The organism is Mycobacterium sp. 050134, assembly GCF_036409085.1.
In the GTDB taxonomy this organism is placed as follows: domain Bacteria; phylum Actinomycetota; class Actinomycetes; order Mycobacteriales; family Mycobacteriaceae; genus Mycobacterium.
In genome coordinates this window covers 1-19,259 of record NZ_JAZGLV010000008.1, presented here as the reverse complement: position 1 = coordinate 19,259, position 19,259 = coordinate 1, and the positions used below count along the sequence as shown (strand labels likewise).

The following is a 19,259-nucleotide window of genomic DNA, read 5'->3' as shown; positions in this document are numbered from 1 at the left end:
TGTTGACTAACGATCCGGGTACGGACCAGTCACGCGGGTGATTCCTCCACCAAAGCCGACGCTGTCCGCAGGTGTTCGATCGCGTCGCCCACGATCGAGTCGATCAGCTCCGCGCACGACGGCAGGTCGTCGAGGATGCCGGCCACCTGGCCGGACGCGAGCACACCGGCGTCGGTATTGCCCTCGACCAGGCCGGCCTTGAGCAGCATGGGGGTGTTCGCCGCCATCACCACTTGCGACCAGGTGAGGTCCTTGCCGTGGCGCATCGCCATGCCGTCGGTGAGCATCGACCGCCAGGTCATCTGCGACATCTGCTTGAATTTGGCGGCGTTGCGCACCGCGGCCACGAATCCGCGTGCCGGTGAACCGCTCTCCAGCTTGTCCACCAGGCCGGTGCGCAGCACGCGGTGCGGCATCCCGTCGACGCGGGTGGTGACCACCGTGCCGTCCAGTGCCGCCTCGAGATAACGTCGTTTCACCGCGTCGGGCACGGTGGAGTCCGACGTGAGCAGGAACCGCGTGCCCATCGCTACGCCGGCGGCGCCGTAGCTCAGCGCCGCGGCGAGGCCACGCCCGTCGAAGAACCCGCCCGCCGCGATTACCGGGATTCCGGTGCCCTGCACGGCGTCCAGGACCGACGGCAGCAGCAGCGTGGTGGCGACGGGTCCGGTATGGCCGCCGCCCTCGCCGCCCTGGACGATCATCGCGTCGGCTCCCCAGGCCGCGACCTTGCGGGCGTGCTTGGCCGCGCCGATCGACGGGATGACCACCGAGCCGGCCTCTTTCAGCCGGGCGATCAGCTCCTGCTTGGGCGCCAGCGCGAAGGAGGCCACCTTGACGCCCTCGCGAATCATCAGCTCGACGCGATCACCCGCGTCGGCCGCGTCGGCGCGGATGTTCACGCCGAATGGCTTGTCCGTGGTCGCCTTGACCTTGCCGATGGCCGTCGCCAGCTCGTCGAGCGTCATGGTGGCCGAGGCCAGGATGCCGAGCCCGCCCGCGTTGGCGGTGGCGGACACCAGTCGGGCGCCGGCCACCCAGCCCATGCCGGTTTGCACCACCGGATGCTCGACGCCGACCAGCTCGGTCAGCGGCGTGCGCAGCCTCATCAGCGTATTTCCCTGTCACGCAACGACTTGGGGTCGATGACCTCGCGAATCAGACGCAGCTCCTCGTCGGTCGGCAACCGGGTCTCGTCGGCCTCGTCGAGGCCGTGCACGTCGAACGAGGTGTTCTCGCGGACATCGTCCGGGGAAACGCCGGAGTGCAGGCTCAGCGCCCGCATGGTGTGGTCGGGGCCGCCGAAGTCGAAGACCCCGAGGTTGGACACCACCCGATACGGGTTGGCGAACCGGAACGCCGGGTTGTCGGGGTCTATCTTGTCCCAGCCGATGCCGCAGACCACGTCCACCGCCTCGCGGAACACCCGCTTGGAGTGATTGCCCACCCAATAGCTGGTCGCGTGGTTGATCGCGTTGCCGGGCGCGCCCCGCAGACCGAACATCTGGCGGGTCGGATGCTGCAGCGGGCCGAACGACGAGATGTTCTGGTTGCCATAGCGATCCACCTGATTGGCGCCCATCACCACGTGGCGGCGCCCCCAGGCCAGCGTTTCGAACACCCGGCCGAACGGCATCCAGCCCTCGACATGCCCGGTCTTGCCCAGCGCCGGGGTGTCCGCCAGCAGCTGCGCCTCCCCGTCGGTCAGCACGATGTCCGGCGAGAAGGTCAAGCGCGCCAGCCGCGCGCCCACCGCGGCCATGTTGGTCATCGGGCTGATCATGATTTCGCCTGCCCCGGCGAACAAGTCGGCGCAGGCGACCGCGCACACTTCGGCCCGGGTGCTGCTCACTTGGCCGCCTCCTCTGCGAACGCGCGAATCGCCGCCTGGTAGTCGTCTTCGCTGCCGGACAGATAGGTTTCGACGAACTGCCGCCAACCCGCTTCGGTCGAGGCCGCCTCGGCGTAATGCCGCTGGAACTTCTCGTCGCGACCGTAGTCCGGTGCGGCGGTGGTGAAGTGCGCGCCGCCCGGCGCCTCCACGACGGTGTCGACCATCATGCGGTTGATCAGGAGGGCCTGCGGCGGAACCGCTTTCACCAGTTCCTCGGTTGACACGACTCGCTCGACCGATAAAAAGCGCCGGTCGGCGGCCATCAGGAACAGGTCGTCGAAATACGGATCGATCCCGGTGTAGGCCGCGTTGCCCCGGCTGTCACCGAGGTTGAGGTGCACGAAGGCGGCGTCCAGGCGCAGGGCCGGCATGGCGATCAGGGTCTCGTGCCCGCCGCCCGGCGCCGGGTAGGGGCTGGTCACCGTTTGCAGTTCGCCCTCCCAGAAGTCGGGGACCGAGCTGCCCAACCCCGCGCGAATCGGCAGGAACGGCAGCCGTTGTGCCGCCGCCTGCAGCCCGCAGCGCAGCATGCCCTCGTCCATCTCCCGGGCCTCGATCGCCCCGGCGGTGCGCGCTTTAGCGAACCACGGGTCGTAGAACGGTGGGGAGTCCAGCGAGACGAAGCCGTAGTAGACCCGCTTGACCTTGCCCGCCGAACAGAGCAATCCCAGGTCGGGCCCACCGTAGGTGACCACGGTGAGGTCGGTAACGTCGGTGCGCAACATGGCGCGTACGAACGCCATCGGCTTGCGTCGGGAACCCCAGCCGCCGATCCCGATGGTCATGCCGCTGCGCAGCTGCGCGACGGCCTCGTCCAAAGTGGTTCTCTTGTCGGTCATTCCTTCTTGCCCTTCGCCGTACCGGCGAACGCGTCGCGGTGCTCATCGGCGACGCCGGCCAGGTTGAGCTCGAACGTAAAGCCCTGCTCCATGCGGTAACTCGAGTTCACACGCTGCACGTCGATGAGGTTCAGCGCCTCCTTGGCCGCGCGGATGACGCGGGTGTCCTTGGCGGCGATGTCGCGCGCCACCCGCAGCGCGGCCTCATCCAGCTGGTCGCGTGGCACCACCTCGTGCACCGAACCGAAATGGTGCAGGGTGGCGGCGTCCACGGTCGCGGCGGTGAAGAATAGCCGGCGCATCATGTGCTGCGGCACCAGTCGCGACAGGTGGGTGGCGGCACCGAGCGCACCGCGTTCGACCTCGGGCAGCCCGAAGGTGGCGTCCTCACTGGCGACGATGACGTCGGAGTTGCCGACCAGGCCGATGCCACCGCCGACGCAGAATCCGTTGACAGCCGCGATCACCGGCACCGCACATTCGTAGACGGCGCGGAACGCCGCAAAGCACCCCCGGTTCGCGTCGATGAGGGCGGTGAACCCCTCGGTGCGCTGCATCTCCTTGATGTCCACCCCGGCGTTGAATCCCCGGCCCTCCGCGCGCAGGATCACCGCATGGGTCGCGAGGTCCCGTCCGGCGACCGTGATGGCATCGGCGAGTTCGAACCAGCCGCGCGACGGGATGGCGTTGACGGGCGGGTAGTCGACGGTGACCGCGACGATGCCCGGCTCGATGGTGCTGGATGTGATGGTCAAGGTGCCACTTCCTCATGGGGTAACTACCTAAGCAAGCACTTGCTTGGTACGCTAGCACAGTGACTCGCGCCGAAGCAGGCCCCCTGGCTGAAGAAGCCATCAAGTTGGGCTTGGCCGGGCGGGTGGTTCTGGTGACCGGCGGGGTTCGCGGTGTGGGCGCCGGAATCAGCTCGATCTTCGCCGGCCAGGGCGCGACCGTGATCACCTGCGCGCGCCGAGCCGTCGACGGCCAGCCGTACGAATTCCATCCATGCGACGTGCGTGACGACGTGGCCGTGCGGGCGATGATCGGCGCGATCGTCGACAAGCACGGCCGGCTCGACGCCGTCGTCAACAATGCCGGGGGATCGCCCTTTGTGCTGACCGCCGGCTCCAGCCCGAAGTTCAGCCGCAAGATCATCGAGCTCAACCTCATTGGCGCGCTGTGGGTTTCGCAGTACGCGAATGACCATATGCAGGGGCAACCGGGCGGTGGGGCGATAGTCAACATCTGCAGCCTGAGCGGCCGGCGTCCCTCGCCCGGCACCGCCGCCTATGGTGCGGCGAAGGCGGGACTGGAAAGCCTCACGCAGACCCTGGCGGTCGAGTGGGGCCCGAAGGTCCGGGTGAACGCCCTCGCGGTCGGCATGGTGGAGACCGAACAGTCCGAGCTGTTTTATGGCGACGCCGACTCGATCGCCGCGATCTCGGAGAATGTGCCATTGGGCCGGCTGGCCAAGCCAGAGGACATCGGTTGGGCCGCGGCGTTTTTGGCATCGGACGCGGCGTCCTACATCAGCGGAGCTTCGCTGGAGGTGCACGGCGGCGGCGAGCCGCCGCACTATCTGGCCACCACGAACGCCAGCGCGATCAAGTAGAGGAGACCATAACCATGGGAGTCGTCGACGGCCGTGTCGTCATCGTGACCGGAGCCGGTGGGGGTATCGGCCGCGAGCATGCGCTGGCCTTTGCCGCCGAAGGCGCCCGCGTGGTGGTCAACGACATCGGCGTGGGCCTGGACGGCTCACCGGCGGGCGGTGGCAGCGCCGCCCAGGGCGTCGTCGACGAGATCACCTCCGCGGGCGGGGAAGCGATTGCCAACGGGTCCAACGTCGCCGACTGGGAGCAGGCGGCCGCCCTGGTGCAAACCGCCATCGACGCCTTCGGCGGGCTGGACGTTCTGGTGAACAACGCCGGCATCGTCCGCGACAGGATGATCGCCAACACCAGCGAAGACGAATTCGACGCGGTCATGGCCGTCCACCTCAAGGGGCACTTCGCGACGATGCGGCACGCCGCGTCGTACTGGCGTGGGCTGTCGAAAGCCGGTCAAACGGTCGACGCGCGGATCATCAACACCAGTTCGGGTGCCGGACTGCAGGGCAGCGTCGGGCAGGGCAACTACAGTGCCGCCAAGGCCGGGATCGCGGCCTTGACCCTCGTCGCCGCCGCCGAGATGGGCCGCTACGGGGTTACCGTCAACGCCATCGCGCCGTCGGCCCGCACCCGCATGACCGAGACCATCTTCGCGGAGATGATGGCCACGCAGGACCAGGATTTCGACGCGATGGCGCCGGAAAACATTTCACCGCTGGTGGTTTGGCTGGGCAGCGGCGAATCCCGCGACGTCACCGGGAAGGTATTCGAGCTGGAGGGCGGCAAGATTCGGGTGGCCGAGGGCTGGGCGCACGGGCCGCAGATCGATAAGGGAGCCAAGTGGGATCCCGCCGAACTGGGGCCCGTCGTCGCGGACCTGCTCGCCAAGGCGCGCCCGCCGGTGCCGGTGTACGGGGCTTAGTAGCCCGCGACCGGCGTGCGAATTCCCCCCGGGCGACTACTTATGCCGCGATCAACTTGAGTGGCAGGGCTGAGTGGCGACGGATGACGTTGTTGATCGCCCAAGTCGGGGTCCCGGCGAGCTCGATGCGGTCGACGCGATCGAGCAACGCGCGCAGCATGGCTGACGTTTCCAAGCGAGCTAGACCTTGGCCGGCGCAGGCGTGTGCACCCTGTCCGAACCCGATCTGACGGCTCGCGTCGCGGCGGATGTCGAAGACGTCGGGCCTCGCCCACTCGTGTTCGTCCCGGTTGGCCGAGGCGTACATCACCAGCACGCGGGAGCCCGACGGCATTGTCACTCCGCCCATTTCGGTCTCGCGGCTCACCCAACGCGCGAATGCACGCAGCGGCGGCTCATAACGGACGACCTCGTTGATGGCATTCGACATCAGGGCGCGCTCCTCTTTCAGGAGCTGCCATTGCTCGGGGTGGCTGGCGAACAAGTACAAAGCGTTCGAGATGGCGCTCATCGTCGTGTCGATCGACGGGGCGAGGTAGTCGACCATCAGCGGCGGGCACTCGCCGTGTGACAGCGTGCCCTCGTCGGCCGCCCGCAGCAGCTCGTCCGCCATGCTGCCGTCGAGAACCGCGCGCCGGCGAACGACGCGCCGCGCAAAGTGCAGCATCCTCAACGCTTGAGGCGTCGATCTGATCGCCTGCCAGTTGGGCGGACCGAGCACATCGAAAGTCGCTCCGCCCCAACAGATCAGGTGGTCACGATGATTCCGGGGCCAACCGATGAGGTCGGGCACCACGGCCAGTGGTAGGGCGGCGGCGAGGTCGGTCACGCCATCGACCTCGTCCCTGCTGAGCGCGGCATCGACGACCGCGGCGGCGGTGGCGTCCACCCCGTCGCTGATCGCGCGCAACGCGCGCGGCATCAGCCGGTGCGCAACCAGCTTGCGTCGCCGCTCATGTTCGCCGCCGTCGCTGGTGAGCGTCGTGCCTCGCGACAGGCGGTTGGTGAACGGATTCAGCGCTACGCCCCTGCCGGACAGGAACGTCTTGTCGTCCCGCAACACTGCCTTGCACTCGGCGTAGCGGGGCACCGCGTACGCCTTCTGCTTGGCCAACCAGACCACCGGCCCAAGAATGCGCAGTCGCTGGTAACGCGGGTACGGATCGAGGATTGCGTTGGTGGAGTAGATGTCCGGCGAGTACACCGGGACACCGGCCGGTCGTCGACGCATCGGTTCTCCTCACACGCGCTGCCGGCGGGCGCGGCAACACCGCCGTTTCTGACGAAATCGTCACATGCGACGAGATGATCAGTCAAGGCATCGAGGCGCGGGGAGGCCCTAGGGGTCGCAGATGATGACCGGTATGACCCGCTCGGTCCACGACTGGTAGTCGTCGAACGAGGGATACATGGCGACCAATTTCGGCCAGTACTGCGCGCGCTCCTGCGTTGTGGCGTCGCGGGCCTGCAAATGCAGCACCTCGTCCTTGATCTGCACGGAGACGTTCGGATTGGCCTTCAGGTTGAGGTACCACAGCGGGTGTTTGTCGCGGCCGCCCTGGGACGCCACCAGGATCACGCGGTTGCCCTCACGCAGGTAGAGCAGCGGGCTCACGCGGGGTTGGCCGGTTTTGCGGCCGGTAGTCGTCAGCAGCGCGACCGGGCTCTTCTGGAAGGTGCCGCCCCACCGGCCCTTGCTGACGCGATACATCCAGGTGTTGGCGCGCGACATCCATTTGATGAAGAGGCCGGTCATGGGCGAGTTCAGCGATTTCGGCTTGTCCATCAGGCTCCTTAGCGCTGGATGAAGGGTCGGAAGCGGACATCGATGTGGTGGATTTCGGCCTCGCCGCTTGCGCTTTCGGCGGGGATCAAGAATCGCTCGTTGACCCGCGCGGCCACGCGGCGCCCCCCGAGCGCCGCCTTCGTCACCAGGTCGTACGCGGCGTGCACCTCGTCGCCGACGATGCGGTAATCCGGCGCCGTCGCGTCGGCGATCACCCGATACTGCGGACCGCGAGTCAAGCTCCGCCGCAGATGGTTTCCGGAGAAACCGTTCTTGATTCCCTGCTCGACGCGGGTGCAGCGCGCGGCGAACGGAACGGCGTCGCCGTCGTGGCTGATGAGGGCATCGATGTAGGCCTGCGCCGCGGCGACGCGGCTCTCGTCAGTGACCAGCACCCGGAAACCGAAGCGATGACCGCTAGATGCGCTCGATGATGGTGCCGGTGGACAAGGCGCCGCCGGCGCACATGGTGATCAGCGCGGTGGTCTGATCGGTGCGCTCCAGTTCGTGCAGAGCCGTGGTGATGAGCCGGCTGCCGGTGGAACCCACCGGGTGGCCCAGCGCGATGGCACCCCCGTTGACGTTCACCTTGTCCATGTCGGGATTGTGCACCCGCGCCCACGACAGCACCACCGACGCGAAAGCCTCGTTGATCTCGGTGATGTCGATGTCGCCCATCTTCATCCCGGCCTTTTCCAGCACCTTGGCCGTCGACTGCACCGGGCCGTCCAGGTGGTAGTAGGGCTCGGCACCGACCAGCGCCTGGCTGACGATGCGGGCGCGCGGCCGCAGCCCGAGCGCCTTGGCCTTGTCCTCGTCCATCCAGAGCACGGCGGCCGCGCCGTCGGAGATCTGCGATGACGTTCCCGCCGTGTGGATTCCGCCCTCGATGACGGGTTTCAGCGAGCTCAGGCCCGACAGCGTGGTGTCGCGCAGGCCCTGATCGCGCGAGATGACCACGCGCTCCGACGTCGGCTGCTTGTTCTCGTCGAGCGCCGGGGCCTCTATCGGCGAGATCTCGCGGTCGAAGCGGCCTTCGTCCCACGCCTGCCTGGCCTTGGCCTGAGACTGGAAGCCGAACTCGTCGATGTCGTCGCGGGTGATGCCGCGGCGCTTGGCGATCCGCTCGGCGGCGGTGAACTGGTCGGGCAGGTCGATGTCCCACGAGGCGGGCCGCAGAATGCTGCGGTCGGGACCGGCGTTGGCGCCAAGTCCGACGCGGCTCATCGCCTCGATGCCGCAGGCGATGCCGACGTCGATCGCACCCGTCGCGATCAGGCCGGCGACCAACCCGTTGGCCTGCTGCCCGCTGCCGCACTGGCAGTCCACGGTCATGGCGCCGACGTGATCCGGCAAACCGGCGACGAGCCAGCTGACCCGGCTGATGTTGTTCGACTGCTCGCCGAACTGCGTGACGCAGCCCCCGATGACCTGCTCGACGTCTCCGGCTTGGAAACCAGACGAGATGCCGGCCTTCTCCACCAGTGCCTTCTGCACCGCTCCCAACAGCTCGGTAGCGTGCAGCCCTGAGAGCCATCCGTTGCGCTTTCCGATGGGGCTGCGAGTGGCTTCGACGATTACCGGGTTACCCATTCCGTCAGGCTAGAACACGTTTCATTACTCTGACAAGCGACGATGATGACCTGCCTTTTATCTGCGCAGGAGCCGTGTTTTACTGGCACTAGAACACGTTGCAATTGAGGAGCGCACCTACATGGCACCCCCCAACATTCCCGCCGACTTCGACTTTCTGGACCCGGACGTCAACCTTGCCGGATTGCCCGTCGCGGAACTCGCCGAGCTGCGCAAGGCGGAGCCGATCCACTGGGTCGATATTCCCGGCGGCGCCGGCGGGTTCGAGGACCACGGATACTGGCTCGTCACCAAGCACGCCGACGTCAAGGACGTGTCGAAGCGCAGCGACACCTTCTCCAGCTGGATGAACGGGGCCATCCCCACGTGGCCACCGGAGATGAAGCGAGAGCAGGTCGAACTGCAGCGCAGCGTCATGCTGAACATGGACGCACCCCACCACACCCGGTTGCGCAAGATCATCTCCCGGGGATTCACGCCGCGGGCCATCGGACGGCTGGAAGCCGAACTCGCCCAGCGCGCCCAGAACATCGCCAAGACCGCGGCGACGGAGGGGAGTGGCGACTTCGTCGAGCAGGTCTCGTGTGAGCTCCCTTTGCAGGCCATCGCGGGGCTGCTGGGCGTTCCGCAGGAGGACCGCGACAAGCTCTTTCGCTGGTCCAACGAGATGACCGGCGGCACCGACCCCGAGTACGCCCACGTCGACCCGGCGCAGTCGTCAATGGAACTGATCATGTACGCGATGAAGATGGCCGAGGAGCGGGGCAAGAACCCCACCGACGACATCGTCACTACGCTCATCCAGGCCGACATCGACGGTGAGAAGCTCTCCGATGACGAGTTCGGCTTCTTCGTGGTGATGCTCGCCGTGGCCGGCAACGAGACCACGCGCAACTCGATCACGCACGGGATGATCGCAATGGCTGACAACCCCGAGCAGTGGGAGCTGTTCAAAAGGGAGCGCCCGTCGACCACCGCCGACGAGATCATCCGCTGGGCCACCCCGGTATCCGCGTTCCAGCGCACGGCCAACGAGGACGCCGAGCTCGGCGGCGTGCGGATCAAGAAGGGGCAGCGGGTGGTGATGTCCTACCGGTCGGCCAACTTCGACGAAGAGGTCTTCGACGACCCGCACACCTTCAACATCCTGCGCGACCCGAACCCGCACGTCGGCTTCGGCGGCACCGGCGCCCACTACTGCATCGGCGCGAACCTGGCCCGGATGACCATCAACCTGATCTTCAACGCGGTCGCCGACCACATGCCGGACCTCAAGCCCACCGGCGAGCCCGAGCGGTTGCGGTCGGGCTGGCTCAACGGCATCAAGCACTGGCAGGTCGACTACACCGGCCAGACGCGGTGAGATCCTGATGGACTTCGATCTCACTGCGACGCAGCAGGCCGTCGCCGATGTGGTGACGTCGGTTCTGGATCGGGATCTCTCCTGGGCGGCCCTGGTCGGCGGAGGTGTCCCAGCGCTGCCGGTGCCCGAACGCCTCGGCGGCGACGGCGTGGGCTTGCCCGAGGTCGCCACCGTGCTGACCGAGGTGGGCCGGCACGGCGCGGTCACTCCCGCGCTGGCCACGCTCGGCCTGGGTGTGGTGCCGCTGCTCGACCTCGCCTCCGACGAGCAGCAGGACCGTTTTTTGGCCGGTGTCGTCAAGGGCGGTCTGCTGACGGCCGCGCTCAACGAGCCCGGTGCGGCGCTCCCGGACCGCCCCGCCACCGCCCTGTCCGGGGGCCGGTTATCCGGCACGAAAATCGGTGTCGCGTATGCCGAGAACGCCGACTGGATGGTCGTCACCGCTGACAGCGCGGTCGTTGTGGTATCGCCGAAGGCCGACGGCGTGCGGCTGGCCCACACTCCGACGTCGAGTGGATCCGACGAATACACCGTCTCGTTTGCCGACCTCGCCGTCGACGACGCCGACGTCCTGGCCGGTGCGACCGCGTACCGCGTCAATCAGCTGGCGCTGGCGATGATCGGCGCGTTCACCGACGGGCTGGTGGCCGGCGCGTTGCGGTTGACCGCCGACTACGTGGCCAACCGGAAGCAGTTCGGCAAGCCGTTGTCCACGTTCCAGACCGTCGCGGCGCAGCTGTCCGAGGTCTACATCGCCTCGCGCACCATCGATTTGGTGGCGAAGTCGGTCGCGTGGCGGCTGTCCGAAGGCCGGGATGCCGACCCCCAAACTCTCGGAGACCTCGACGTCCTTGGCTACTGGATCACGTCGCAGGCGCCGCCGGCGATGCAGACCTGTCACCACTTGCACGGCGGCATGGGCATGGACATCACCTATCCGATGCACCGGTACTACTCCACGATCAAGGACCTGTCCCGGCTATTGGGCGGACCGTCTCATCGCCTCGACCTCGTGGGAGCGCAATGTTCATAGACCTGACTCCGGAGCAGCGGCAGCTGCAGGCCGAGCTACGCGAATATTTCGAGAACCTGATTTCGCCCGAAGAGGCGAAAGCGATGGAGTCCGACCGACACAACGAGGCCTATCGTGCCGTGATCCGGCGGATGGGCCGGGACGGCAAACTCGGGGTGGGCTGGCCAAAGGAGTTCGGCGGCTTGGGTTTCGGCCCCATCGAGCAGTCCATCTTCGTCAACGAGGCGCATCGGGCCGACGTCCCGCTCCCCGCGGTCACGCTGCAGACCGTCGGCCCGACTCTGCAGCAGTTCGGTAGCGAGCTGCAGAAGAAGAAGTTCCTGCCGGCGATCCTCGCCGGTGAGGTCCACTTCGCGATCGGCTACAGCGAACCCGAGGCGGGCACCGACCTGGCGTCGCTGCGGACCACTGCCGTGCGCCAGGGCGACGAGTACATCGTCAACGGCCAGAAGATGTGGACCACCGGCGGGCACGACGCGGATTACATCTGGCTAGCCTGCCGCACCGACCCGGATGCCGTTAAGCACAAGGGCATTTCGATCCTCATCGTGGACACGAAGGATCCCGGGTTCTCCTGGACGCCGATCATCCTGTCCGACGGGGCGCACCACACCAACGCCACCTATTACAACGACGTGCGGGTGCCCGCCGACATGCTGGTCGGCGAGGAGAACGGCGGATGGCGGCTGATCACCACCCAGCTCAACAACGAGCGGGTCATGCTCGGCCCGGCCGGCCGGGTCGCCGGCATCTACGACCGGGTGCACGCGTGGGCATCCAAGCCTGGCGCCGACGGGGTCACGCCGATCGACCACGAGGACGTCAAGCGGGCGCTCGGCGAGATCAAGGCCATGTGGCGCATCAACGAGCTGCTCAACTGGCAGGTGGCGGCCGCGGGCGAGGACATCAACGTCGCCGACGCGGCCTCGACGAAAGTGTTTGGCACCGAACGCATCCAACGCATCGGCCGGCTCGCCGAGGAGATCGTCTTCAAGTACGGCAACCCGGCCGAGCCCGAGACCGCCGAGCTGATCAACTGGCTCGACTCGCAGACCAAGCGCAACCTGGTGATCACCTTCGGTGGGGGAGTCAACGAGGTGATGCGGGAGATGATCGCCGCCGCCGGCCTCAAGGTGCCGCGGGTGCCGCGATGACCGAAATCCAGGACGCCGTCGCGGAGATCAAAGCGGCCGGTGGGGCCAAGCCGCGGGTTGCCCGCGATCCGGTCAATCAGCCGACCATCAACAACTGGGTCGAGGCGCTCGGCGACCGCAACCCCATCTATGTCGACGAGGATGCGGCGCGCGCCGCCGGTCATCCCGGAATCGTGGCCCCGCCGGCCATGATTCAGGTCTGGACGATGTTCGGGCTGGGTGGGGAGCGTCCCAAGGACGACCCGCTCGGGCCGATCATGCAGCTTTTCGACGACGCCGGCTACATCGGCGTCGTGGCGACCAACTGCGAGCAGACCTACCACCGCTACCTGCAGCCCGGCGAGCAGGTGAGCGTCACCTCCGAGCTGGGCGATGTTGTCGGGCCCAAGCAGACCGCCCTGGGCGAGGGCTATTTCGTCAACCAGCACATCATCTGGCGCGTCGGCGACGAGGACGTGGCTGAGATGAACTGGCGCATCCTGAAGTTCAAGCCGCGAGAAGCGGCTGAGGCCTCGTCGTCGGTGCCGGCGGATCTGGACCCCGATACCATGATGCGGCCGGCGTCCTCCCGCGACACGGCCTTCTTCTGGGAGGGCGTCACGGCGCACGAGCTGCGGATCCAGCGGCGGCCGGACGGCAGTCTGCAGCATCCGCCGGTGCCGGCGGTGTGGCAGGACAAGACCGCGCCGATCGACTACCTGGTATCCCGCGGTCGCGGTGAGGTGTTCAGCTTCGTCGTGCACCACGCGCCGAAGGTGCCCGGCCGCACCTTACCCTTCGTCATCGCGCTGGTAGAGCTCGAGGAGGGGGTGCGGATGCTGGGCGAGCTGCGCGGGATCGAGCCCGCGAAGGTGCGGATCGGTCTGCCTGTGCGGGCCACCTACATCGACTTTCCCGCTGGTGACAGCGGCCCGGAGTGGAGCCTCTACGCCTGGGAGCCGTTGGGAGACAACGCATGAGTGTTCCGACCGTCGAAGTAGGCGCGACGCTGCCCGAGCTCAAGCTGTACGGGGACCCGACGTTTATCATCTCCACCGCGCTGGCCACCCGCGACTTCCAGGACGTGCACCACGACCGGGACAAGGCGCAGGCCAAGGGCTCCAAGGACATTTTCGTCAACATCCTGACCGACACCGGCCTGGTCGAGCGTTACGTGACCGACTGGGCCGGCCCGTCCGCACTCATCAAGTCGATCGGGCTGCGGCTCGGGGTGCCGTGGTATGCGTACGACACGGTGACGTTCAGCGGCGAGGTGACCGCTGTGGACGACGGCCTGATCACCGTTAAGGTATTCGGCCGCAACAGCCTTGGTGATCACGTTATTGCGACGGTGACCCTGACGATGGGGGGCGCGTGATGTTGTCGGGTAGAGCGGCGATCGTCGGCATCGGCGCAACCGACTTCTCGAAGGACTCCGGCCGAAGTGAGCTGCGGCTCGCGGCCGAGGCGGTGTTGGACGCCCTGGACGACGCCGGCTTGACTCCGGCCGACGTGGACGGGTTGACGACGTTCACGATGGACACCAACAACGAGACCGCCGTCGCGCGCGCAGTCGGCATCGGTGACCTGACGTTCTTTTCGCAGATCGGGTATGGCGGCGGCGCCGCGTGCGCGACCGTCCAGCAGGCGGCGATCGCCGTCGCGACCGGGGTGGCGGACGTCGTGGTGGCGTACCGGGCGTTCAACGAGCGGTCGGGCATGCGCTTCGGCCAGGTGCAGACCCGCCTGGTGGGAGACGCTCGCGCGCAGGCCGATTCGACGGCGGCGGACAACTCGTTCTCCTATCCCCACGGTCTTTCCACACCGGCCGCGCAGGTCGCCATGATCGCCCAGCGCTACATGCACCTGTCCGGTGCGACCAGCCGCGACTTCGGCGCCATCTCGGTGGCCGACCGCAAGCACGCCGCCAAGAACCCGAAGGCGTATTTTTACGAGAAGCCGATAACCATTGAGGACCACCAGAATTCCCGATGGATCGCGGAGCCGCTGCGATTGCTGGACTGCTGCCAGGAGACCGACGGCGCGGTGGCGATCGTGGTGACGTCGCCCGAGCGCGCGCGGGACCTCAAACAGCGACCGGCCGTCATCGAGGCGGCGTCGCAGGGGTCGAGCCCCGACCAGTACACGATGGTCAGCTACTACCGGCCCGAGCTCGGCCTGCCGGAGATGGGTGTGGTGGGGCGGCAGCTGTGGCGGCAATCCCGTCTGCAGCCGTCGGACATCCAGACCGCCGTCCTCTATGACCACTTCACGCCCTTCACGCTGATTCAGTTGGAGGAGTTGGGCTTCTGTGGCCGCGGTGAGGCGAAGGACTTCATTGCCGACGGGGCAATCGAGATCGGCGGGCGACTGCCGATCAACACCCACGGCGGCCAGCTCGGCGAGGCCTACATCCACGGCATGAACGGCATCGCGGAGGGCGTCCGGCAGCTGCGCGGCACTTCGGTCAACCCGGTGCCCGACGTCGAGCATGTCCTGGTCACCGCGGGCACGGGTGTGCCGACGTCGGGCTTGATCCTGGGCTAGAGCCTTTGCCGAACGCCCCGCCCCCCGGGCGTTCGACGCCTGGGGCCCGGCTAGCCGGGCGCTCGGCAGCTGAAGTGACTCCGATGGTTTGCCATGCCACCATGCGGCCATGGGCGAGCCTTTTGTCGGTCGGGAAGCGGTTGCCTGTGGGCTGGTGACCAGGAGTCACTTGGAAACGCGCTACATTCGGCTGTTTCGGGGGGTCTACATCGATCGCGACTCTGAGGTCACCGCCGCGGTGCGCGCCAAGGCCGGGTGGTTGTGGACCGGCCGCCGGGGAATCATTGCCGGGTTCTCGGCGTCCGCGCTGCACGGAAGCAAATGGGTCGACGACCGAAGAACCGTGGAGTTGATCCACGACAATCATCATCGCCCGGCGGGCATACAGCTACGTCGAGACGTCGTCGCGGCAGATGAGATCGCGATGATCGGGGACCTGCCGGTCACTTCGCCGACGAGGACAGCGCTAGACCTCGGCTGCTGGTACCCGACGACGACCGCCGTAGCGGGTATTGATGCGCTGGCCAGCGCGACGGAGATCAAGGCCGCTGATATCGAGCTGCTGGTTCGCAGGTACCCGGGGCGCCGGGGCATCGCGGCAGCACGCCGGGCGGCGGACCTGTTTGACGCCGGGTCCCAGTCGCCGAAGGAGACGTGGCTGCGGCTGTTGCTGGTGAACGCCGGCCTGCCGCGGCCGCAGACGCAGATCCAGGTGCTCGACGAATTCGGCGGCGCCTTCGCATACGTGGACATGGGATGGGGGGACGTCAAAGTCGCAGTGGAATACGACGGTGAACAGCACCGCAGCGATCGCCGCCAATACGCCTGGGATGTTCGGCGGCTGGAGAGGCTCGAGCGTCTGGGGTGGATCGTCGTCCGGGTGGTCGCCGGCGACCGGCCCGGCGACATCGTCGGACGGGTGCGCGCCGCACGCTCTCGTCGTGTGCCCGCGCAGCCGGGCGCTCGACGGCCGAGGCCCGTCTAGACGGGCGCTCGACGGCAGAGGCCAGGCACTAGGCCTGGACCAGCTCGACGCCGCCGAGCACCACCGCGTTGTCGCGCGACGGCGCGACAACGCTGGCCAGCAGCCGCCCGCCCTCCTTCCAGATGTTGACCGCGAGCGTTTCGCCCGGGAAGGCGACGCCCGCGAAACGGGCACCGTACGCAGCGACCGCCGCCGCGTCGCCGTCGAGCGCAGCGTCGGTGATCGCCTTGCAGGTCATCCCGAAGGTGCACAGACCGTGCAGGATCGGCTGGGGAAAGCCTGCGGCCGAGGCGAATTCGGGATCGGAGTGCAGCGGGTTGCGGTCGCCGCAGAGCCGATAGAGCAGCGCCTGCTGCGGCAGGATCGGCATCGCGACCTCGAGATCGGGCGCCCGGTCGGGCGCCGCGTCCGACGATGACGGGCCCCGCTCACCACCGAACCCGCCTTCCCCGCGGGCGTAGATAGACCGCTTCTGCGTCCACAGGTGCGTGCCGTCCGGCGCGGTCACGGTCGTCTCGCTCCAGATGACAGCCGCCTTGCCCTTGTCCCAGATGTCGGTGAACCTGGTGACGGCCCGCGCGGAGCCCGAGGGCGGCAGCGGCGCGGGCACTTCCACCCGCTCGCTGGCGTGCAGCACCTTGCTCAGCTCGATGTCGATGCCGGGGAATTGCACGGTTGGCGGCTTGGTGGCGTGGAAGGTCGCCGCGACGGTCGCGAACGTTGGCAGCACCTGGGGCGTCTCGTCCACGAGGTAGCGCAGTTCGCGTGGGCTCATCGGATCGGACCCCGCGCCCAGCCCCAGGTGGTAAAGCTGCACATCGCTGCTGGCCCAGGAGAATTCGATCGGGTCAAGCACGGCGTTCAGTGCGACATTCACATCGATTGGCATGTCAGTTGGCTCCAGCCAGGTGCAGCGCGGCCAGGTACCCGAAGGTCATGGCTGGCCCGATGGTGCCACCGGGGCCGGGATAGGTGTGTCCCATCACCGGCGCGCTGACATTGCCGGCGGCATAAAGCCCTTCGATGATCGTACCGTCGTCGCGCAGTGCCCGGCCGTGCACGTCGGTGCGGATGCCGCCCTTGGTGCCGAGGTCGCCGGGCACCATCTTGGCGGCGTAATACGGCGCGTGGGTGATCTCGCCCAGGTTGGGATTGGGTTTGTTGGTCGGGTCGCCGTAGTAACGGTCGTAGGCGCTCTCGCCGCGGTGGAAGTCCGCGTCGACGCCCGAGCGGGCGAATCCGTTGAAACGCTGCACGGTCGCGGTCAACTGGTCGGCCGGAAGGCCGGCTTTCTCGGCCAGCTGCTCGAGGGTATCGGCCTGAACGACGACGCCCGACTCCAGCCATTTGCGCGGGATCCGTTGTCCCGGTTGGAGTCCGGCGAAGATGTAGCGATCCCGGTACTGCTGGTCGAACACGAGCCACGCCGGGATGTTCTCCCCGGGCCCGGGTCCCTGCCCGTACTCGCCGCCGTACATGTGGTGGCAGGCTTCGACGTACGGCATCGATTCGTTCATGAACCGCTTGCCGGACATGTTGACGATGATCGACCCGGGCGAGTTGCGCTCCGAGAGTGCGAACCACGGTGCGCCGACCAGCGGCACGGTCGGACCCCACCAGGCGTCTTCCATCAAGTCCAATGCGGCGCCGAGCTTTTCGCCGGCGACGATGCCGTCGCCCGTGTTCGCCTTGGCGCCCACAGTCCACTCGGTGGTGATCGGCGCGCGCTGGTACTTCACGCGCATCTGTTCGTTGTGTTCGAATCCGCCGCTGGCCAGGATGACGCCGCGTCGGGCGCGGATCAGCTGCGGCTCGGCCGATTCGGACTCGGCCGCTTCATGGATATAGACGCCGCGCACCACGCCGTCCTCGACGTAGAGGTCGGTGAGCGCGGTATTGAGCACCACCGGGACTCCGGCCCGCTGCAGGCCGATCCGCAACGGCCCGATCAAGGCCCGGCCCATGCCGACGAGATTCTTGCCGGTGGCCTTCGCCCACATGGTGCGGGCCCCCACCTTCAGGCTGCGGGCCACCCCACGGGGGTGCCGCTTGAGCTGGTTGAGCCGCACGTAGTCCTGCTGCATCACAACGACGTTGAGCGGCACCTTGCCGTAGGCCGGTTCCAGGCCCGCCTCGTCGGGGCCGAGCTTGCGGGCGTTGAACGGTTTGGGCTCGATCGACCGGCCACCCGCGCGGCCGCCGGGGGCCTCGGGGTAGTAGTCGGAGTACTGCGGAACCCAGCACATCTTGAGCGGCGTGTGCTTGAGGACGAAGGACAGCATCTCCGGCCCACGCTCGAGGTAAGTGTCGATACGCTCGGGTTCCACGATGTCCCCGACGATCCCGTGCAGATAGGTCCGGGCCGCCTCCGGGGTGTCGCGCACGCCGGCGCGCTGCAGCACTTCGTTGTTCGGAATCCAGACGCCGCCGCCGGAGCGCGCGGTCGAGCCGCCGAAGTGGGGAGCCTTTTCGATGACTATTGTCGACAGACCCCGGTGGGCGGTGGTGAGGGCGGCGACCATGCCGGCGCCGCCGCTGCCAACCACGACGACGTCGTACTCCTTCGCTGTCATGTAGAACACGTTATAGAATTGCCCGGGTTGGGCGCTACTGGCCCGGTCACACGAACGAGGGGACTTCGGTAAATGCTCAGTGCCGCGATCCGCGACGAGCTGGCCGCCGACTTGGCGCACGCCGAGCGCAGCCGCGAACCCATCGCTCCCTTGACCGGCGCGCACCCGGACATCGATGTTGTCGATGCTTATGAGATTCAGTTGATCAATATCCGTCGGCGGGTGGCCGGGGGTGCGCGGATCGTCGGTCACAAGGTGGGGCTGTCGTCGGAGGCGATGCAGCAGATGATGGGGGTCGACGAGCCCGATTACGGGCATTTGCTCGATGAGATGCAGGTGTTCGAGGACACTCCGGTCAAGGCGAGCCGCTACCTGTATCCCCGGGTCGAGGTCGAGGTCGGTTTCGTCTTGGCCGCGGACTTGCCGGGGGCTGGTTGCACCGAGGATGACGTGTTGGCGGCGACGGAGGCTTTGGTGCCGTCGATCGAGTTGATCGATACCCGCATCACGGAGTGGAAGATCGCGTTGTGCGACACCATCGCCGACAATGCGTCGTCGGCGGGTTTCGTGTTGGGGGCGGCCCGGGTTTGGCCGGGGAAGCTTGATGTGAAAGCGATCGAGGCGGTGTTGACCCGCAACGGTGAGGTCGTCGCCGAGGGCCGCAGCGACGCGGTGCTGGGCAATCCGGTCACGGCGGTGGCGTGGCTGGCCCGCAAAGTGGAAAGCTTCGGGGTGCGACTACGTAAGGGCGACGTGGTGTTGCCGGGGTCGTGCACGCGCGCGATCGACGCCCGCGCCGGTGATGAGTTTGTGGCCGAGTTCACCGGCTTGGGTTCTGTTCGTTTGTCGTTCGAATAAGAGGAGCGTCATGCCGTCGAAGGCGAGTGTGGCCATTGTCGGGTCGGGCAATATTAGTACTGACCTGCTGTATAAGTTGTTGCGGTCGCAGTGGTTGGAGCCGCGGTGGATGGTGGGTATTGA

General features: G+C 67.3%; 20 protein-coding genes and 1 pseudogene. 11 read left to right on the top strand and 10 right to left on the bottom strand.

Going from position 1 to position 19,259, the window contains the following annotated elements:
• Nucleotides 1–29 precede the first annotated feature (29 nt).
• From ipdC to echA20, 4 genes are read right to left on the bottom strand one after another with little or no spacing between them, the layout of a single operon-like run.
• Nucleotides 30–1,109 carry a (3aS,4S,5R,7aS)-5-hydroxy-7a-methyl-1-oxo-octahydro-1H-indene-4-carboxyl-CoA dehydrogenase gene (ipdC, locus tag SKC42_RS10985; protein ID WP_330964338.1) on the bottom strand — a complete coding sequence of 360 codons (1,080 nt, stop codon included), beginning with the start codon at nucleotides 1,107–1,109 and terminating at the stop codon, nucleotides 30–32.
• Nucleotides 1,109–1,852: a cholesterol ring-cleaving hydrolase subunit IpdB gene (ipdB, locus tag SKC42_RS10980; RefSeq protein WP_330964337.1), complete on the bottom strand. Its 744-nt coding sequence runs from the start codon at nucleotides 1,850–1,852 to the stop codon at nucleotides 1,109–1,111. Before ipdB ends, ipdC begins: the two co-directional genes overlap by 1 nt.
• On the bottom strand, nucleotides 1,849–2,733 hold the full coding sequence (ipdA, locus tag SKC42_RS10975) for a cholesterol ring-cleaving hydrolase subunit IpdA (RefSeq protein WP_330964336.1): 885 nt from the start codon (nucleotides 2,731–2,733) through the stop codon (nucleotides 1,849–1,851). The genes ipdB and ipdA overlap by 4 nt, the downstream gene beginning before the upstream one ends.
• Nucleotides 2,730–3,488: a (7aS)-7a-methyl-1,5-dioxo-2,3,5,6,7,7a-hexahydro-1H-indene-carboxyl-CoA hydrolase gene (gene echA20 / locus SKC42_RS10970; protein WP_330964335.1), complete on the bottom strand. Its 759-nt coding sequence runs from the start codon at nucleotides 3,486–3,488 to the stop codon at nucleotides 2,730–2,732. The genes ipdA and echA20 overlap by 4 nt, the downstream gene beginning before the upstream one ends.
• 98 nt (nucleotides 3,489–3,586) lie before the next feature.
• On the opposite strand from echA20, the gene SKC42_RS10965 reads away from it, so the two are divergent.
• Nucleotides 3,587–4,345, top strand: a complete 759-nt coding sequence (locus SKC42_RS10965) for an SDR family oxidoreductase (protein ID WP_330964537.1) — start codon at nucleotides 3,587–3,589, stop codon at nucleotides 4,343–4,345.
• A 14-nt stretch (nucleotides 4,346–4,359) separates the two neighbouring features.
• Complete coding sequence (locus SKC42_RS10960) at nucleotides 4,360–5,265, top strand: SDR family oxidoreductase (protein WP_330964334.1); 906 nt, start codon at nucleotides 4,360–4,362, stop codon at nucleotides 5,263–5,265.
• 40 nt (nucleotides 5,266–5,305) lie between these two features.
• Here the strand turns inward: SKC42_RS10960 and SKC42_RS10955 are convergent, their stop codons facing one another.
• From SKC42_RS10955 to SKC42_RS10940, 4 genes are all read right to left on the bottom strand, one after another.
• Entirely contained in the window at nucleotides 5,306–6,496 is a 1,191-nt protein-coding gene (locus tag SKC42_RS10955) for a cytochrome P450 (RefSeq protein WP_330964333.1), read from the bottom strand.
• Nucleotides 6,497–6,604: 108 nt separating this feature from the next.
• Nucleotides 6,605–7,051, bottom strand: a complete 447-nt coding sequence (locus tag SKC42_RS10950; protein WP_330964332.1) for a nitroreductase family deazaflavin-dependent oxidoreductase — start codon at nucleotides 7,049–7,051, stop codon at nucleotides 6,605–6,607.
• 8 nt (nucleotides 7,052–7,059) lie between these two features.
• Complete coding sequence (locus tag SKC42_RS10945; protein ID WP_330964331.1) at nucleotides 7,060–7,446, bottom strand: hypothetical protein; 387 nt, start codon at nucleotides 7,444–7,446, stop codon at nucleotides 7,060–7,062.
• 22 nt (nucleotides 7,447–7,468) lie between these two features.
• The gene (locus SKC42_RS10940; protein ID WP_330964330.1) at nucleotides 7,469–8,644 is read right to left on the bottom strand and encodes a steroid 3-ketoacyl-CoA thiolase; all 1,176 of its coding nucleotides are present in this window, start codon (nucleotides 8,642–8,644) and stop codon (nucleotides 7,469–7,471) included.
• A gap of 121 nt (nucleotides 8,645–8,765) precedes the next feature.
• On the opposite strand from SKC42_RS10940, the gene SKC42_RS10935 reads away from it, so the two are divergent.
• The 7 genes from SKC42_RS10935 (at nucleotide 8,766) to SKC42_RS10905 (ending at nucleotide 15,705) form a co-directional block, all read left to right on the top strand.
• Entirely contained in the window at nucleotides 8,766–10,007 is a 1,242-nt protein-coding gene (locus SKC42_RS10935; protein ID WP_330964329.1) for a cytochrome P450, read from the top strand.
• Nucleotides 10,008–10,014: 7 nt separating this feature from the next.
• Nucleotides 10,015–11,040, top strand: coding sequence for an acyl-CoA dehydrogenase family protein (locus SKC42_RS10930; protein ID WP_330964328.1), 1,026 nt, complete (start codon nucleotides 10,015–10,017; stop codon nucleotides 11,038–11,040).
• A complete protein-coding gene (gene fadE29 / locus SKC42_RS10925) occupies nucleotides 11,031–12,194 on the top strand; it encodes an acyl-CoA dehydrogenase FadE29 (RefSeq protein WP_330964327.1) in 1,164 nt (387 codons plus the stop codon). The genes SKC42_RS10930 and fadE29 overlap by 10 nt, the downstream gene beginning before the upstream one ends.
• Nucleotides 12,191–13,153 (top strand): bifunctional MaoC family dehydratase N-terminal/OB-fold nucleic acid binding domain-containing protein, encoded by a 963-nt coding sequence (locus SKC42_RS10920; RefSeq protein ID WP_330964326.1) that lies wholly within the window; start codon nucleotides 12,191–12,193, stop codon nucleotides 13,151–13,153. The genes fadE29 and SKC42_RS10920 overlap by 4 nt, the downstream gene beginning before the upstream one ends.
• Entirely contained in the window at nucleotides 13,150–13,551 is a 402-nt protein-coding gene (locus SKC42_RS10915; RefSeq protein WP_330964325.1) for a MaoC family dehydratase, read from the top strand. Before SKC42_RS10920 ends, SKC42_RS10915 begins: the two co-directional genes overlap by 4 nt.
• Nucleotides 13,551–14,720 (top strand): lipid-transfer protein, encoded by a 1,170-nt coding sequence (locus tag SKC42_RS10910; protein WP_330964324.1) that lies wholly within the window; start codon nucleotides 13,551–13,553, stop codon nucleotides 14,718–14,720. Before SKC42_RS10915 ends, SKC42_RS10910 begins: the two co-directional genes overlap by 1 nt.
• A gap of 109 nt (nucleotides 14,721–14,829) precedes the next feature.
• Complete coding sequence (locus tag SKC42_RS10905) at nucleotides 14,830–15,705, top strand: endonuclease domain-containing protein (protein WP_330964323.1); 876 nt, start codon at nucleotides 14,830–14,832, stop codon at nucleotides 15,703–15,705.
• Nucleotides 15,706–15,733: 28 nt separating this feature from the next.
• On the opposite strand, the gene SKC42_RS10900 is transcribed toward SKC42_RS10905, so the two are convergent.
• Both SKC42_RS10900 and kstD read right to left on the bottom strand, forming a co-directional pair.
• Complete coding sequence (locus SKC42_RS10900) at nucleotides 15,734–16,594, bottom strand: MaoC/PaaZ C-terminal domain-containing protein (protein ID WP_330964322.1); 861 nt, start codon at nucleotides 16,592–16,594, stop codon at nucleotides 15,734–15,736.
• Nucleotide 16,595: 1 nt separating this feature from the next.
• Nucleotides 16,596–18,278, bottom strand: a complete 1,683-nt coding sequence (kstD, locus tag SKC42_RS10895) for a 3-oxosteroid 1-dehydrogenase (protein ID WP_330964321.1) — start codon at nucleotides 18,276–18,278, stop codon at nucleotides 16,596–16,598.
• A gap of 72 nt (nucleotides 18,279–18,350) precedes the next feature.
• Between kstD and SKC42_RS10890 the strand changes: the two genes are divergently transcribed.
• Nucleotides 18,351–19,136 (top strand): 2-keto-4-pentenoate hydratase, encoded by a 786-nt coding sequence (locus SKC42_RS10890; RefSeq protein ID WP_330964320.1) that lies wholly within the window; start codon nucleotides 18,351–18,353, stop codon nucleotides 19,134–19,136.
• Between the two features lie 10 nt (nucleotides 19,137–19,146).
• Nucleotides 19,147–19,259, top strand: a pseudogene (locus SKC42_RS10885) (acetaldehyde dehydrogenase (acetylating)); the annotation flags it as partial.